Origin of the sequence: Streptomyces sp. NPDC048197, assembly GCF_043202395.1 — a bacterium.
In the GTDB taxonomy this organism is placed as follows: domain Bacteria; phylum Actinomycetota; class Actinomycetes; order Streptomycetales; family Streptomycetaceae; genus Streptomyces; species Streptomyces siderophoricus.
The window spans coordinates 478129-494051 of record NZ_JBIDAJ010000002.1; the positions used below are offsets into that span (position 1 = coordinate 478129).

12 protein-coding genes are annotated in these 15923 nt (G+C 72.4%); 8 read left to right on the forward strand and 4 right to left on the reverse strand.

What is annotated here, in order from left to right:
• Positions 1-71: 71 nt before the first annotated feature.
• Complete coding sequence (locus ACGF4C_RS05090; protein ID WP_393563351.1) at positions 72-1271, reverse strand: serine hydrolase domain-containing protein; 1200 nt, start codon at positions 1269-1271, stop codon at positions 72-74.
• Positions 1272-1655: 384 nt separating this feature from the next.
• On the opposite strand from ACGF4C_RS05090, the gene ACGF4C_RS05095 reads away from it, so the two are divergent.
• The gene (locus ACGF4C_RS05095) at positions 1656-2294 is read left to right on the forward strand and encodes an isochorismatase family protein (protein WP_393563465.1); all 639 of its coding nucleotides are present in this window, start codon (positions 1656-1658) and stop codon (positions 2292-2294) included.
• A gap of 403 nt (positions 2295-2697) precedes the next feature.
• Here the strand turns inward: ACGF4C_RS05095 and ACGF4C_RS05100 are convergent, their stop codons facing one another.
• Positions 2698-3516 (reverse strand): lipase family protein, encoded by an 819-nt coding sequence (locus ACGF4C_RS05100; protein ID WP_393563353.1) that lies wholly within the window; start codon positions 3514-3516, stop codon positions 2698-2700.
• A gap of 396 nt (positions 3517-3912) precedes the next feature.
• Between ACGF4C_RS05100 and ACGF4C_RS05105 the strand changes: the two genes are divergently transcribed.
• The 7 genes from ACGF4C_RS05105 to ACGF4C_RS05135 all read left to right on the forward strand — a co-directional run bounded on the left by ACGF4C_RS05105 (position 3913) and on the right by ACGF4C_RS05135 (position 13170).
• Positions 3913-4299 (forward strand): hypothetical protein, encoded by a 387-nt coding sequence (locus ACGF4C_RS05105; protein WP_030413195.1) that lies wholly within the window; start codon positions 3913-3915, stop codon positions 4297-4299.
• A 275-nt stretch (positions 4300-4574) separates the two neighbouring features.
• Positions 4575-5231 carry a 2Fe-2S iron-sulfur cluster-binding protein gene (locus tag ACGF4C_RS05110; RefSeq protein WP_393563355.1) on the forward strand — a complete coding sequence of 219 codons (657 nt, stop codon included), beginning with the start codon at positions 4575-4577 and terminating at the stop codon, positions 5229-5231.
• Positions 5228-6223, forward strand: coding sequence for an FAD binding domain-containing protein (locus tag ACGF4C_RS05115; RefSeq protein WP_393563357.1), 996 nt, complete (start codon positions 5228-5230; stop codon positions 6221-6223). The genes ACGF4C_RS05110 and ACGF4C_RS05115 overlap by 4 nt, the downstream gene beginning before the upstream one ends.
• Positions 6224-6277: 54 nt before the next feature.
• Positions 6278-8395, forward strand: coding sequence for a xanthine dehydrogenase family protein molybdopterin-binding subunit (locus ACGF4C_RS05120; protein ID WP_393563358.1), 2118 nt, complete (start codon positions 6278-6280; stop codon positions 8393-8395).
• Positions 8396-8572: 177 nt separating this feature from the next.
• Complete coding sequence (locus ACGF4C_RS05125; protein WP_393563359.1) at positions 8573-9073, forward strand: ATP-binding protein; 501 nt, start codon at positions 8573-8575, stop codon at positions 9071-9073.
• 808 nt (positions 9074-9881) lie between these two features.
• Positions 9882-11939 (forward strand): phosphocholine-specific phospholipase C, encoded by a 2058-nt coding sequence (locus ACGF4C_RS05130; protein ID WP_393563361.1) that lies wholly within the window; start codon positions 9882-9884, stop codon positions 11937-11939.
• A 172-nt stretch (positions 11940-12111) separates the two neighbouring features.
• Positions 12112-13170 (forward strand): aldo/keto reductase, encoded by a 1059-nt coding sequence (locus ACGF4C_RS05135; protein WP_393563363.1) that lies wholly within the window; start codon positions 12112-12114, stop codon positions 13168-13170.
• Between the two features lie 64 nt (positions 13171-13234).
• On the opposite strand, the gene ACGF4C_RS05140 is transcribed toward ACGF4C_RS05135, so the two are convergent.
• Together ACGF4C_RS05140 and ACGF4C_RS05145 are read right to left on the reverse strand one after the other, a co-directional pair.
• On the reverse strand, positions 13235-14416 hold the full coding sequence (locus tag ACGF4C_RS05140; RefSeq protein ID WP_393563365.1) for an Ig-like domain-containing protein: 1182 nt from the start codon (positions 14414-14416) through the stop codon (positions 13235-13237).
• A 178-nt stretch (positions 14417-14594) separates the two neighbouring features.
• Positions 14595-15683: a DUF6777 domain-containing protein gene (locus tag ACGF4C_RS05145; RefSeq protein ID WP_393563367.1), complete on the reverse strand. Its 1089-nt coding sequence runs from the start codon at positions 15681-15683 to the stop codon at positions 14595-14597.
• Between the last annotated feature and the right edge of the window lie 240 nt (positions 15684-15923).

The following is a 15923-nucleotide window of genomic DNA, read 5'->3' on the forward strand; positions in this document are numbered from 1 at the left end:
GGGGGCCGGGGCCGCGGGCCCGGGGGCGGCGTGCGCCACGCCCCTGTCCGCCCCTGCCCGCCCCTCCGTGCTCAGCCGCGCCGCCCGTCCAGCGCCTGGTACACCGCCCTGACCAGCCCGCCGTTGCGCGGGTCGTCGCCCGCCGTCCCGCCGCCGTACTTGTTCATGGTGTACGCGTACGACAGCCGGTTCTCGGGGTCCGCGAAGGCGTACGAACCGCCGGCCCCACCGTGCCCGAACGCCGCCGGGTTCGGGCCCAGCCGGCACTGGTGGTTGAGCATGTAGCCGAGACCCCAGCGCAGCTCGAAACCGGGTGGGGCGAGCGGCCCTATGGCCAGATCCGGTTCCCCGGGCCGGCTCTGCGACCGGCGCATCGCCTCCAGCGTCCCGGCACCGACCAGGTCCCCGCCCACCAGCGCGCCGTACACCGTCGCGAGCCCGTGCGCGGAGGCGTGCGCATTGCCGCCCGGGATCTCCGCCGACCGGTAGGCCGCGCTGTTGACGTCGCCGGTCGGGATGGACATCAGGGAGAGCATCACGACGGCCATCGGATGGTCGTCCAGGGACCGGAACGGTGGCCTCGGCGCACCCGGAAGCCGCTCGGCGAGCAGCGCCTCGTCCAGCTGCCCGACCATGTCCGCGCAGGAGTCGTGCTCCTCGTCCGGGGTGCCGATGAACACCCGGGCCCCCAGCGGCTCCGTGATTTCGCTGCGCAGGAACGCCCCCAGGGACTGCCCGGTGACCCGACGGACGACCTCGCCGACGAGATAGCCGAAGGTCACCGCGTGGTAGCCCTGGGCGGTACCCGGCTCCCACCACGGCTCGGTCGCCGCCAGTACCGTGCAGACCGCGTCCCAGTCGTAGGCGCGCCCCGGCGGCAGCGGGGTGCGCGGAGCGATCAGGCCGGAGCGGTGGCTGAGCAGCCAGCGGACGGGTAAGTCCTTTTTGCCGGCCTGGGCGAACTCCGGCCAGTAGTGGGCGACCGGCGCATCGAGGTCCAACTCCCCGCGGTCGACGAGCAGATGGGCACAGAGTGCCGTCATCCCCTTGGATGTCGAGTAGACGTTGACCAGGGTGTCGCGTTCCCAGTCCTGCGTCCGGTCGGCATCCTTGTGGCCGCCCCACAGGTCGACCACCGGCTCCCCGTCCAGGGTCACCGTGACGGCGGCCCCGACTTCTCCGTGCCGCCGGAAATTCCGCTCGAAGGCCTCCTGCACGCCCGCGAACTCCGGTGCGCAGTGGCCGTTGACGTTGACGGTGGCTGGTTCCACGGCTGCCTCTTCTCGCGTCGCCCGGTGCGCTCATCCCGTACGCAGGGGGTGTGCGTACGTACGCCTGTACCTGCGAAACGGCGTCCCTACGGGATGATCTGCCCGGTTCGATGCCCGTGGCAACCATATGGACCCGGACGGCCGAGAACGGCGTGTCAGGGAGCGCGTCCGGGAGGAGGGGAGAGATGGGCCCTGGCCGGATCACGACACCGCCGGCGCGATCGGTCGCCCCCCACCCGCACCATGGTCATCATGACCACCACCATCGCCGACGAGCCCAATGAGGTCGACGCGGCCGACGACGCCAACGAGGCCGCCGAGCCTCGTACGGGCACCAGCACCCTCCGCGCCGCCGGCGCCGATGCCGACGCGGGCACCAGCACCATGCGCGGGGCCGAGGCCGTGGAGGACGGTGGCGGCGGGGACGGGGGTGTCGGCGCGCCGGTCCGTCCCGTCGAGGCGCTGATCCTCGTCGACATCCAATCGGCCTTCGTCGCGGGCGAGGACGCGGTGCCGGACGCGGCGCGGGTGCTCGATCGGAGCCGTGGTCTGCTGGCCCGGGCCCGCGCCGCCGGGGCCCTCGTCGTCCACCTCCAGAACGACGGTGAGCCCGGGGCCGTCGACGCCCCGCACACCCCCGGCTGGGAACTCCACCTGCCCGTCGCGCCGGGGCCGCGCGAGACCGTGGTCCGCAAGACGCAGGACGACGGCTTCGAGGGCACGGCACTGGGCGACCTGCTGGAGGCGGCGGACGTCGGAGGGCTGGCGATCTGCGGGGTGCTCTCCGAGATGTGCGTCAGCGCGACCGCCCGTACGGCCCTGGCCCGCGACTACCGCGTGGTCCTGCCGCACGACGCACACGCCACCTACGACATCCCCGCCGCCCCGGGCATCAGCGGGGTCGTCCCGGCCGCGATGTCCTCCCGCGCGGCCGAATGGGCACTGGGCGACGAGGTCGAGATCGTCGCCCGAGCCGCCGACATCACCTTCACCGCACCGGCCCACGCTCGCCGGGGCGGGTGAGCCGCCGGGCGCCCTGCCCCTCCGCTCGCGCTGCCCTGCCGGGGGTGCCGCCCCGCTCGGAGCGCTGCCCTGCCGGGAGTGCTGCCCCGCTCGGAGTGCTGCCCTGCCGGGAGTGCTGCCCCGCCCGGAGCGCTGCCCCGTCGGGAGCGCTGCCCCGTCGGGGCGCTGACTCGCCGCGAGCGGTGACCGGACAGGAGCGGTGAGCCGCCGGGACCGGTGCGCCCGGGAGCGATGGCCCGGCGGGGCCCGGCGGGGCCCGGTGGCCCACCGGTAACGGTGACCCGGCGGGAGTGCTGATCCGCCGGTAACGGTGATCGGCGGGAGCGCTGACCCGCCGTGCCCGGCGGAGGCCCGCCGGGCGCGGCTCCCCGCCGGGGCGTGCCTTCGGGCCGTGGGTCTGTGGTCAGTTCTGGTTCTTCTCCAGTGCGGTGATGTACGCCTCCATGAAGTGGTCCCGGACGCCGTCGGACGTGGGGGCCAGCAGGTCGGCGGTGTAGCCCTTGGCGTGGTCGAAGAGGCCGGTGATCACCGGCATGGTGGTGTGGATCTTGCCGGTGGAGTCGATGTAGCGCAGCGCGGAGACGTGGTGGAACGCGGGCTCCGGGGGGAGCTGGGGCACGACGTCGTTGTTGTTGACGAAGCGGTACATGCGGTCGGTGAAGGCCGCGTCGAACTCCCGCGTCAGCAGCCGGTCGCAGGTCCGCGGCTGCCCGAAGGTGTAGACGCCGGCGGCCGTCAGATACGGCTCTTCGAAGTGCAGCCGGGCGCCGGCCAGCATCGCCAGCGCACCGCCCAGGCTGTGGCCGGTGAACCAGACCGTCTGGCCGTTGTCCCGGAACTCGTGGACGGCGGCGTGGACCTGCGGCCAGACGGACTCCAGCGCCTCACCGAAGCCGTAGTGGATGTACCCCTTGCCGCCGGGGCCCGGCCAGGGCGGGGTCGTCGTGTCGGACAGCCAGTCGCGCATGTTCGACGGCTCGGTGCCCCGGAAGGCGGTGATGATCATGTCGCGGCCGCCGAGGGTGTACGCCTGGGTGTCCTCCAGCGGGAACGGTGGCCGGAACGTGGTGTGGTGGTGCCGCACCTGCTCGAAGCCCCATTCGCGGGCGGCTTTGTCGATGGCCGGCTCGTCCTTGTACGCGAGCTCGGCTGCGCGCGCCATGCAGAGCGCATGGCGGACGCTGTAGCTGGTGACCTTCTGGTCGATGACGGTGCTGGTCAAGGTGGGCTCCTGGAGATCGGATCGAGGGGCTGATGGGGCTGACGGTGGACGGACTCGTGGATCGCTCGTTGACGGACTCGTGGACTGCTCGCGGGCGCACTGCGGTGGATTGCCGGCGGTGCCACGGGAACCAGAGGTAGTCGGGAGCAAGCGGCAGTGGGAGCGAGAGGCGGTCGGGAGCAAGAGGCAGTGGGAGAGAGGGGTACGCGGCGCCGGTGGCTGCGGGCGATTACAGAATGCTTGCTGTGATTACTGAGCGTAACGCTTCTGGGTTGCGCCGCGCCGTTGCGCCCGTTTAAACCACTCGTTCGAGCCTCGGGTCGCACAGAGCGGGCCGGGGGGCGAGCCTGGAAGCGTTCGGCTCCCAGCGGAAGGCCCACAGAGGAAGGCCCCACAGTGAACAGCGCGGAACAGGCGTCACACGCGGAACATGTATCGGCCGAGGTGGTGGTGGAGCTGGAGAGCTGTGCGACGCAGGACGCACACGCCGTCTTCAGCGCCCTGCGGACCGCCTTCGCCTCCGACCGGGCCGCCGACGACGTGCCCGAGGAAATGGCGGGGGCGGGGCCGACGGTGTGGACCTCGACCATCGACGTGAGCGAGCACAAGGCCGAGGCCGAGCCCCGGAGGCTGACAGCGCCGGTGCTGGTCAGCCTCCAGGGCGGCTACTGGGCCGTTGACCAGCTGTGCAAGGGCCTGGAGCCGGCGTTCACGGTGCACATCCTCGGCATGGCCGCCGGCGACCAGGAGAAGGAGGTCGAACTCCGCCTGGAGTCCCGCTAGCCCGGCCACCGGACCAGGGCGGCGCCCGGGAGCCCGGGGAGGCGACCGGCCCCTTCGACGGGGCGACCGGCCGTCCTCACCCGGCCACGCCCCGAAGGGGGGTGGCCGGTGGGGCCACGGGCGTACCCCACCTGGCCCTCGCAAGGCGGAACCGGAGCCAGGGCGGAACCGGAGCCAGGGGGAGGCGGAGCCAGGGGTAAGGCCGAGCAAGAGGAAGGCGGAGCAAGAGGAAAAGCGGAGCCAGGGGGAACCGGAGCGAGGAAAGGCAGAAGCGAGTGCAGCCCACCAATCAACCGGCGGACGCCGGAGGGGCGCGGGCGGCGGGCGCCGCGCGTTCCGGGACCGGTGCCGGGACGCGGGCAGGGACGGCCACCGCCCGCCCCGCCGAGGCAGCGGCCGAGCAGAGTTCCGCGCTGGTTCTGCACGTCAACGGAACGGCGTACGAGCTGACCCTGGATCACCGGACCACGGTCCTGGACGTGCTCCGGGAGCACCTCGGCCTCACCGGGGCCAAGAAAGGCTGCGACCACGGACAGTGCGGCGCCTGCACGGTGCTCGTCGAGGGCCGGCGCGCCAACAGCTGTCTGATGCTGGCCGTGGCCCAGGACGGACGGCACATCACCACCATCGAGGGGCTGGCGGACGGGGTGCGGCTGCATCCGCTCCAGGAGGCGTTCGTGGAGCGGGACGCACTGCAGTGCGGCTACTGCACGCCGGGCCAGATCTGCTCGGCCGTGGGCGTGATCCAGGAGGCGGCGGACGGCTTTCCGTCCCACGTCACCCCCGCCGACGCACCCCAGGGCGGGCCGGTGCAGCTGACCGTCGAGGAGATCCGCGAGCGGATGAGTGGCAACCTGTGCCGCTGCGGGGCCTACCCGCGGATCGTCGAGGCGGTCCATGACGTGTCCACCGACCAGGGGGTGGCGTCATGAAACCGTTCGGATACGTGCGGGCGATGAGCGTCGAGGAGGCCGTGCGGGCCGCCGAGGGGCAGCCGGGAGCCCGCTTCCTCGGTGGCGGCACCAACCTCGTCGACCTGATGAAACTGGGCGTGGAGCGGCCCGGTCTGCTCATCGACGTCACCCGGCTGCCGCTGGACCACATCGAGGAACTGCCGGACGGCGGGCTCCGCATCGGGGCGATGGTCAGCAACAGCGCCCTGGCCGCGGCGGCCCCCGTGCGCGAGCGCTACCCGGTGCTGTCGCAGGCGGTGCTGTCCGGCGCCTCGGGGCAGCTGCGCAACACCGCGACCACCGGGGGCAATCTGCTGCAGCGCACCCGCTGCCTGTATTTCCAGGACGTCTCCAAGCCCTGCAACAAACGTGAGCCGGGGACCGGCTGTCCGGCCCGTGAGGGCGTGCACCGCGACCTCGCCGTACTGGGCCACTCCCCGCACTGTGTCGCCACCCAGCCGTCCGACATGGCGGTCGCGCTGGCCGCACTCGACGCGACCGTCCACCTGCACGGCCCGGACGGCGACCGGAGCGTGCCGGTGACCGAGTTCCACCGGCTGCCCGGCGACCACCCCGAGCGGGACACCGTCATCCGGCCCGGCGAACTGATCACCGCCGTGCAGCTGCCGCCCGCGGACGACGGCGCGCGGTCCCGCTACCGCAAGGCCCGCGACCGCGCGTCGTTCGCCTTCGCGCTCGCCTCCGTCGCCGCCGTGCTGGACGTCCGGGACGGTGTCGTACGGCGTGCCGCGCTGGCGTTCGGCGGGCTCGCACACCGGCCGTGGCGGGCCCGTACGGCCGAAGAGGTGCTGCGGGACGCCCCCGCCACCGAAGACACCTTCGCCCGCGCCGCCGAGGCCGAACTCGCGGCCGCCGAGCCGCTGCGCGACAACGGCTTCAAGGTCCCGCTGGCCCGCAACCTCGCCGTCGCCGTCCTGACCGAACTGGCGGCCCCACCAGCCCACGGCTGACCTCCACCCACCCCGGACCCATCAGGGTCTCCAGGAGCACCCAAGGACCCGCCCATGAGCCCCCGCACCTTCCCGCTCGGCCCACCCCCGTACCCCCTGGGCGAACCGCTCGTCCGGCGGGAGGGCCGGGAGAAAGTCACCGGTGCCGCCCGTTACGCGGCCGAACACACCCCGCCGAACTGTGCCTACGGCTGGCCGGTCGCCGCGGGCATCCCGCGCGGCCGGGTCGCCGCCGTGGACACCGCGGAGGCGCTCGCGCTGCCGGGTGTGATCACGGTGCTGACGCACGAGAACGCCCCCCGGCTGGCCGCCGCCGAGGACCCCACGCTGTCACTCCTCCAGGAGGACCGGGTGCCGCACCGCGGCTGGTACGTGGCGCTCGCGGTCGCCGACACGATCGAAACGGCCCGGGCGGCCGCCGAGGCCGTCCGGGTGACGTACGAGACCGACGACGACGTCGACGTCCTGCTGCGCGCCGACCACCCGCGGATGTACGAGCCGGAGAAGGTCAACGGCGGGTACCCGGGGACGCGGGAACGCGGCGACTTCGAGGGGGCGTTCGCTGCCGCGCCGGTCACCGTGGACGCGACCTACCACGTGCCCCCGCTGCACAACCACCCGATGGAGCCGCACGCCTCGACCGCCCAGTGGAACGAGGGGCATCTGACGGTCCACGACTCCAGCCAGGGGGCCACCAAGGTGTGTGAGGACCTGGCCGCCCTCTTCAAGCTCGACACGAGCGAGATCACCGTCGTCTCCGAACACGTCGGCGGCGGCTTCGGCTCCAAGGGGACGCCGCGCCCGCAGGTCGTCCTCGCCGTGATGGCCGCGCGGCACACCGGGCGGCCGGTCAAGGTCTCGGTGCCGCGCCGGGAGATGCCCGCGGTCGTCGGCCACCGCGCCCCGACGATCCAGCGGGTCCGCCTGGGCGCCGGCAGCGACGGCGTGATCACCGCGCTGTCCCACGAGAGCGCCACCCACACCTCCACCGTCACGGAATTCGTCGAGCAGGCAGCGGTGCCCGCCCGCGTCATGTACGCCTCGCCGAACAGCCGCACCGTGCACCGCGTCGTCCCGCTCGACGTACCGACGCCCTCGTGGATGCGCGCCCCGGGCGAGTGCCCCGGCATGTACGCCCTGGAGTCCGCCATGGACGAACTCGCCGTCCAACTGGGCATGGACCCGATCGAACTGCGGATGCGCAACGAGCCGGACACCGAGCCGGACAGCGACCGGGCCTTCAGCAGCCGGCACCTGGTGGGCGCGCTGCGCGACGGCGCCGAGCGGTTCGGCTGGCTGCCGCGCGATCCGCGGCCCGGCGTGCGCCGCGAGGGCGATCTGCTGCTCGGCACCGGTGTCGCCGCGTCCACCTACCCCGTTCTGATCGCCGCTTCCGACGCCGAGGCGCACGCCGACCGCGACGGCACCTTCCGGATCCGGGTGAACGCCACCGACATCGGCACCGGCGCCCGCACCGTGCTCGCGCAGATCGCCGCCGGTGCGCTGATGGCCCCGGAGGACCGGGTCCGGGTCGAGATCGGCAACAGCGATCTGCCGCCCGCGATGCTGGCCGGCGGCTCGGCCGGCATCGGCTCGTGGGGCTGGGTGGTCCACAAGGCGTGCACGGCGCTGCGGGCGCGGCTGCGGGACCATGTCGGGCCGCTCCCGGCCGACGGGTTCACGGTCGCCGTCGACACCCGTCAGGAGACCTCCGAGCGGTCCCCGTACGCCCGGCACTCGTTCGGCGCCACCTTCGCCGAGGTGCAGGTCGACACGGTCACCGGGGAGATCCGGGTGCGCCGCCTGATGGGCGTGTTCGCGGCCGGCCGGATCCTCAACCCCCGCACCGCGCGCTCCCAGTTCATCGGCGGGATGACCATGGGCCTGGGCATGGCGCTCACCGAGGGCAGCGAGGTGGACCCGGAGTTCGGCGGCTTCGCCGGGTGCGATCTGGCCGGCTATCACGTGCCGGCCTGCGCCGACGTGCCGCGGATCGAGGCGTACTGGGTCGAGGAGGAGGATCCGCACCTCAACCCCATGGGCAGCAAGGGCATCGGCGAGATCGGCATCGTGGGCACCGCGGCGGCCGTCACCAACGCCGTGTGGCACGCGACTGGAGTAAGGCTCCGCGACATTCCGCTCACCCCCGACAAGGTGCTGCCCCACTTGTGAGAGGGCCGTATCAGGTGAGCGCCGGGGACCCCGGGGGCCATGAGCTGTTGCGGGCCCCAGGTGGCCGGGTCAGCATGACAGGTGACCCATACGTACCAGATGCTCACTCTTCGTGTTCGGGGTTCGTTGGTCCAACGAGGTGAAGGACGTGAGCCTCTCGCGGTGAGGAGCCACGACATGAGACTTCCCAGCGACCGGCACTACACGGTCGAACTGCATGCTTCGGCGGAGCGCGTGCCGCAGATCCAGCGGATTCTTGCCGCGCACCTGAGGTATTGGGACCTCGAGCTCCATATCCCGCCCGTATGCCGGGGAGTGGCGGAACTCCTGACCAACGTCCATCGCCACATCGGCCCGGAGGCCCGCTGCGTCGTCGAACTCCGCTGGTCCGGCCGCAATCTGACGGCCTCGGTCGCCGACGAGGGCCCGCGGCTGCCGAAGCTGCTGAGCGCCGCCGGCGGCGGGCTCTCCCGGGTCGCCGCGCTCAGCGACAGCTGGGGCACCTGCGGCACCCCCGACGGCAAGGTCATCTGGTTCACCCGGCGCGTCGAGGCGACCCGCAGGACGCGGCTGGCCGGCCGCGCCCCGCTGCGCAGCGTGCCCGACGAGAAGGGGCAGCCGGTGGTTCCGCCGGCCGTACCGGTCGAGCCGCTCGCCGAGCCCGCCCGCCTCGCCTGATACGTCCGCGACAGGGCGGGGCCACGGTCACCGAACCCGGCGGGGCGTCCGTCACGGCACGCCCCGGCACGCCTGGCCCGCCGGCCGATAGCCGCCCCCACCAAGGCAGTTGAGCCGGAAGGCGGCCGTCCGCCGCGGTGACGACCGCGGCACGGCCACGGCCCGGAGCCTCAACGCCGCGCGAGGGCACCGCTTTTCGGCGGTCCCTTCTTCCGCTGCCTCCCCGGCCGGCCCCAGCAGGGCCCCCGCGTCCCCCGTGCGCCCGCCCGCCCGCTGACCGGCCGGACCCGGCTCGACCCGGACCGCGCCGGTACCGGTCCGCGTCGGCCGCCTTCCCGGAACCTCCGCCGTCCTTCCGCCGCCGAGCGGCGCCCCCGCCTCCGTCGTGCACAGGTCCGGATTCCGGCCACTTCCGGAACCGGCCCTGCCGTTCCCGCCTGCCCGCGGTCCTGAGTGCCCGCCCGCTCGGACCGCGCCGCCGCGGCAGCCCTACGGAGCCCCCGCGCCCGGCCGCGCGCCCTCGACCCGTCCGGTGATCGCCCGGATTCCGGTACGAACCGGGCGGCCAGCGGCCCCGGTCGTCCCCCCGGTCACCGAGCGGGTTCCGTGCCCGTCGCTCCCTACCGCTCCGACCAGGGAGTTCGCTGCCCGTACGGCGATCCGACACACATCTGACACCCCCCCTTCCCTGACGCTCGTTCCTCTTGGAACACTCTGCTGACGCTGTCATCGCACAGCACCTCACACAACCGAACAGCTCCGCCTCAACACGCCAGCATTCCCCCCATATCGCGAGGTCCCCAGACTCATGCCTGAACTCAATCGGCGGCGATTCCTCCAGATCGCCGGTGCCACCGCGGGCGTTTCGGCGCTGTCCAGCAGCATCGCCCGCGCCGCCGCCATCCCCGCCACCCGTAGCTCCGGTTCCATCAAGGACATCGAGCACGTCGTGGTGCTCATGCAGGAGAACCGTTCCTTCGACCACTACTTCGGCTCGCTGAAGGGCGTACGCGGCTTCGGTGACCCGCGTCCGGTCATCCTGGAGAGCGGCAAGTCCGTGTGGCACCAGCCGGACGGCGGCAAGGACGTCCTGCCGTACCACCCCGACGCCGACGACCTCGGCATGCAGTTCATCGAGGGCCTCAACCACGACTGGGCCGGCGGCCACAAGGCCTGGAACAACGGCAATTACGACAGCTGGATCCCCGCCAAGGGCACCGGCACGATGGCCTACCTGACCCGCAAGGACATCCCGTTCCACTACGCGCTGGCGGATGCGTTCACCATCTGCGACGCGTACCACTGCTCGATCATCGGGGCCACCGACCCCAACCGCTACTACATGTTCTCCGGCCACGTCGGCAACGACGGCTCCGGCGGCGGCCCGGTCCTGGGCAACGAGGAGCTCGGCTACAGCTGGACGACGTACCCGGAGCGGCTGGAGAAGGCCGGGGTCTCCTGGAAGGTCTACCAGGACATCGGTGACGGCCTGGACGCCAACGGCAAGTGGGGCTGGATCGACGACGCCTACCGCGGCAACTACGGCGACAACTCACTGCTCTTCTTCAACCAGTACCGCAACGCCAAGCCCGGCGACCCGCTCTACGACAAGGCCCGCACCGGCACCAACGCCAAGCAGGGCGACGGCTACTTCGACCGGCTCAAGGCCGACGTCAAGGCCGGCAAGCTGCCCCAGGTCTCCTGGATCGCCGCGCCCGAGGCGTTCTCCGAGCACCCCAACTGGCCCGCCAACTACGGCGCCTGGTACGTCTCCCAGGTTCTGGACGCACTCACCTCCAACCCCGAGGTGTGGAGCAAGACCGCCCTGTTCATCACGTACGACGAGAACGACGGGTACTTCGACCACATCGTCCCGCCCTACCCGCCGGCCTCCGCCGACCAGGGCCTGTCCACCGTGGACACCGAGCTCGACTACTTCGGCGGCAACGCCACCTACTCCGCGGGCCCCTACGGCCTCGGCCAGCGCGTGCCGATGCTCGTCGTCTCCCCCTGGAGCACCGGTGGTTACGTCTGCTCCGAGACGTTCGACCACACCTCCATCATCCGTTTCCTGGAGCGCCGCTTCGGGGTGCACGAGCCCAACATCTCGCCCTGGCGGCGGGCCATCTGCGGCGACCTGACCTCGGCCTTCGACTTCTCCCTGGAAAACACCAAGCCGGCCGCGCTGCCGGACACCGACGGCTACCAGCCGCCGGACAAGGACCGGCACGACAGCTACGTCCCCAAGCCGCCGGCCAACCCCGTTCTGCCCAAGCAGGAGCCCGGCTCCCGGCCGTCCCGCCCGCTGCCGTACGCACCCCTGGTCGACGGCGCCGGGGCCGCGTCCACCGGGCGCTTCACGCTCACCTTCAGCGCCGGCGCCCAGGCCGGCGCCTGCTTCACCGTCACCGCGGGCAACCGCACCGACGGCCCCTGGACGTACACCACGGAGGCCGGCAAGAAGATCTCCGACACCTGGAACACCGCCTACTCCAAGGGCGTCTACGACCTGTCCGTCTTCGGGCCGAACGGCTTCCTGCGCACCTTCAAGGGCGACGGGAAGAAGAAGGGCCCCGAGGTGACCGCCCGTCATGACGCGACCACCGGGCGCCTGGTCCTCACGCTGACCAACCCCGGCAGCACCGACGCCCACCTCACGGTCACCAACGCCTACGGCGGTGCCGCCCAGACCTACCCGGTCCGCGCCGGCGCCACCGTCAAGCACGAGATCGACCTGCGGGCGAGCAAGCGCTGGTACGACCTGTCGGTCACCTCCGACACCGACAAGACCTTCCTGCGCCGGTTCGCCGGCCACGTCGAGAACGGTCAGGTCGGCGTCAGCGACCCGGCGATCATCACCGGCTGACCGGAACCGGACGGGGCGCCCGCCGCACACGCGGGCGCCCCGGCACGGCACCGCCCACCGGGGCGACGCCCGGTGACACGCGCGCCCCCACACGCCGATGACTTGCCCTCAAGCGCGCTCCAGCTCCTAGCGTGGCGACCACGACCGGCCAGAGCGGACCGAAGGGAACCACGTGCGCTACACATTGTTCGGCAGGACCGGCCTGCGGGTGAGCGAGCTGAGCCTGGGCACGATGACGTTCGGCGAGGAATGGGGCTGGGGCACCCCCAAGGAGACCAGCGCCCGGATCCTGGACGCCTACGCCGACGCGGGCGGCAACTTCCTCGACACCGCCAACAACTACACCGAGGGCTCCTCCGAGCGGATGCTGGGGGAGCTCCTGGAGGGCCGCCGGGACGCCTTCGTCCTGGCGAGCAAATACACCTGCGTCACGCGCAAGGGCGATGTGAACGCGGCGGGCAACCACCGCAAGAACCTGATCCGTTCGGTCGAGGCCAGCCTCGCGCGGCTGCGGACCGACCACCTCGACGTGCTGTGGGTGCACGCCCGGGACAACTTCACCCCGGTCGAGGAGGTCATGCGGGCGCTCGACGACGTGGTGCGGGCGGGCAAGGTGCTCTACATCGGCGTCTCCGACTGGGCGGCCTGGGAGATCGCCCAGGCCAACACCCTCGCCGAACTGCGCGGCTGGACCGCCTTCGCCGGCTCGCAGCTGCGCTACAACCTGCTGGAGCGGACCCCGGAGCGGGAACTCCTGCCGCAGGCGCGCGCCTTCGACCTGGCGGTCCTCGCCTGGGCGCCGCTGGCGGCCGGCAAGCTCACCGGCAAGTACCGCCGCGGCGAACAAGGCCGGCTCACCACCGTCGATTCCGAGGTCGCCCGCGACCACAACGCGGACGAGACCATCGGCACGGTGCTGGAGATCGCCGAAGCAGGCGGCTGGAGCCCGGCGCAGGTGGCGCTGGCCTGGCTGCGCGGCCGGCCCGGCAACATCGTCCCGATCATCGGCGCCACCAAGGAGAGCCAGCTGGCCGACAACCTGGCCAGCGTCGACGTCGAGCTGGACGCGGACGCCAGGCTCCGGCTCGACCGGGTGAGCGCGGTGCCGCTGGGCTTCCCGCACGACTTCCTCCGGGAGCCGGGCATCCTGGACACCGTCTACGGCGACCGCTGGCCCGCCATCGAGGACCGGCGCTCGACCTACCGCCGCACGGCCGACGGGATCCGCTGACCGGTGCGCCTTCCGGCCCGGACGGTGCCGGTACCGGGGCCGGAAGGCGCGGTTTTCCCGGAGGCTACTTCAGGGCGCTCCGCTGCTGCCACTGCTGCCAGCTCTCCTGCCAGACCTCCAGGCCGTTGCCGACGTCGGTCTTGTTGGGGTTGGAGGTGCCCTTGACCTCGACCGTGGAGCCGATGGTCAGGAAGTCGTAGACCTTCTTGGCGTCCGAGGTGGTCATGCCGAAGCAGCCGTGGCTGTTGTTGACCACGCCGAGGGACTTGTTCCAGGGGGCGGAGTGCAGGAAGGTGCCGGAGGCGGTGAGGTGGGTGACCCACTGCGAGTCCAGCATCCACTCGTCGCCGTGGCCGATGGTGGCGGAGTCCATGGTCTCGGCGGCGTTCTTGCTGCGGACGGTGTGCACGCCGCCGCGGGTCGGGTCCTGCGGGGATCCCGCGGAGCCGGTGATGGTGCCGACGCTCTTGCCGTTCTCGTACATCGTCAGGCGGTGCGCCGGTACGTCGATGACGGCCTTGTGGTCGGCGCCGATGTTGAAGCCGAAGTTGTAGTCGCGGGCGAACCAGCCGCCGGCGTCCCCCGAGTTGATGCCGGACAGTGCGCCCTTCACCGAGACCTTGGTGCCGCTCGGCCAGTAGTCCTTGGGGCGCCAGTCGATCCGGTCCTTGCCGGAGTAGTCCTTGACCCAGCCCCAGGCGCCGGTGACCTTCGGCCGGGTGGTGACCTTCAGCGCCTTCTCGATCTCGGCGCGCCGGTCCTTGGCTATCGGGTGGTCGAAGAGGATCGATATCGGCATTCCGGTGCCGACGGTCTGGCCGCCGCCCGGGGTGTTGGTGAGCTTGTTGATCCGGTCGGCCTTCTCGGTGGTGAAGGTCGAGCTGGCCGCGGCCTTCCGGCCCTGGTCGGAGGTCGTCCGGGTCCGTACGGTGTAGGTGGTCGCCGGCTTGACCTTGCCGGCGGAGGTCCATGACGTACCGTCACCGGACAGTCGGCCCTCGACCGTGCCGCCCTTGTCGTCCTTGACGTCGACCGAGGTCAGCTTGCCGCCGGCGGCCCGCACGGATATCGCCGAGCCGAGCTTGGCCGCCTTGCTGCCCGCGGCCGGCGTGACGGTCACCTTGGCCGGCGGCTCGTCGGCCTTCGTCGAGCCGGCGCCGCCACCGCCGCACGCGGTCAGCAGACCGGCCGCCGCGGCGACGACGGGTATCAACCGGGCGGGGTGGCGGCGGAGTGCGGGATGCACGGGGGTCCCTCCAAAGCAGAACGCTGACAGTGGCGGGGCCCGGCCCTGGTAAGGGGGGAACCGTCAAGGCTGCCCATGCACCCGCCGCCTATGCAGAGGGTGTGTCCGCTGTGGAGGTTGTCCGCCGCGCCGGAATTTCAGGACACGGTTCGATATCGAGCGGTGTGCGGTGGCCGCGTCAGGTGGCCGGGGCCGGGGTCTCCTGCCCGCCGCTCGGGTGGGACTCGTTGCCTGACGACCCGCCACCGGGGGTGGAACCGCCCGGTGTGGAGCCACCCGGTGAGGACCCGCCGGTCGATTCACCGCCCGTGGACGATTCACCGCCCGTGGACGATCCGCCGCCGGTCGTGCCCTCACTGGGGGTGCTCGGTGTCTCGGGCGTCGTCCCGCCCTCGGAGCTGGAGCCGCCGGGACTGGTCTCCGGCGGGGACGAGCCACCGGAGGGCGGCGTGCCGGGTTCCGTCGTCGGGGAGCCCGGGACGGTCTCGCCCGGTGCGGGCGGTCCGGACGGGCGCATCGAGGACGGGGGACCGCTGGGCGTCTCCTTCGGCGGGGCCGACGGGTGGTCCGCGGCCACGCCGGTCTCACCCTTGGGGCGCTTGAACCACTGGCCGGTCTTCGGGTTGCGCAGGGTGAATTCCTGGATCTCGGAATGGGCGGGCGTGACGACGACCGCGTTGGTGGGCTGGTAGCCGGGCCAGGTCTGACCGGTCGTCCTGGCGCCCTTCGCCAGGGCCTCCGGCCCGGTCAGCGGGTTGCCGCACTTGCAGCGCACCCGCGGTACCCCGTAGCTGTCGACGAGGACGGCGGTGCCGGCCTGCAGGACCGACTGGAAGGGGTACGCCTTGCCGTCCTTGTAGCCGTGGTTGGTGACCCGGGTGTCGTAAGCCAGCTGCACCGGTGTCATCGACCGCAGGTACGCCGGGATGTCACCGGGCGCCTTGTCCAGCGCCCCGGCGAACGCCTGCCGCTTCGCCGGCTGGCTCTCCAGGTACTTGATCTGCTTCTCGACGTCGCAGCTCGCGGTGTGCTCGGTGCCGCCGTAGAGGCCCGGCATCGAGCCGGGGATCTGGCTGTTGGTGCCCTGGGAGGGCTTCACGGGGCGGACCGAGGGGGCCGGGGTGGACTCGTTCGCGGTGGAGGCGGTGACCGGGTTCTGGCCGGTCGCGCCGGCCGGTTCGGCGAACAGCTCGGCCGAGGCGGAGCCGCCGCCCGGCCGGGTGAGGACGATGGTCAGGATCACCGCCGCGACGACCGCCGCGGCCACGATGGCGACCCGGGGCGCGGAGCGCCACCAGGGACTGCCGCCCCCGGTTCCGCCGCCCCAGCCGCCGCCCCCGCCGCCGCGGCCCCGGCCGCCCGGCGGCCTCGGCCCTTCCGGCCTGCCGGGCTGCGGCTGGGGGCGTCCGGGCCCGGAGCCCACCTGCGTCGGCTCGCGCGAGGGACCGGAGGGCCGGCCCGAGAGGGGACCGGTGGGCGGCCCCGTGGGGTGGCTGTCGGGCGGCGG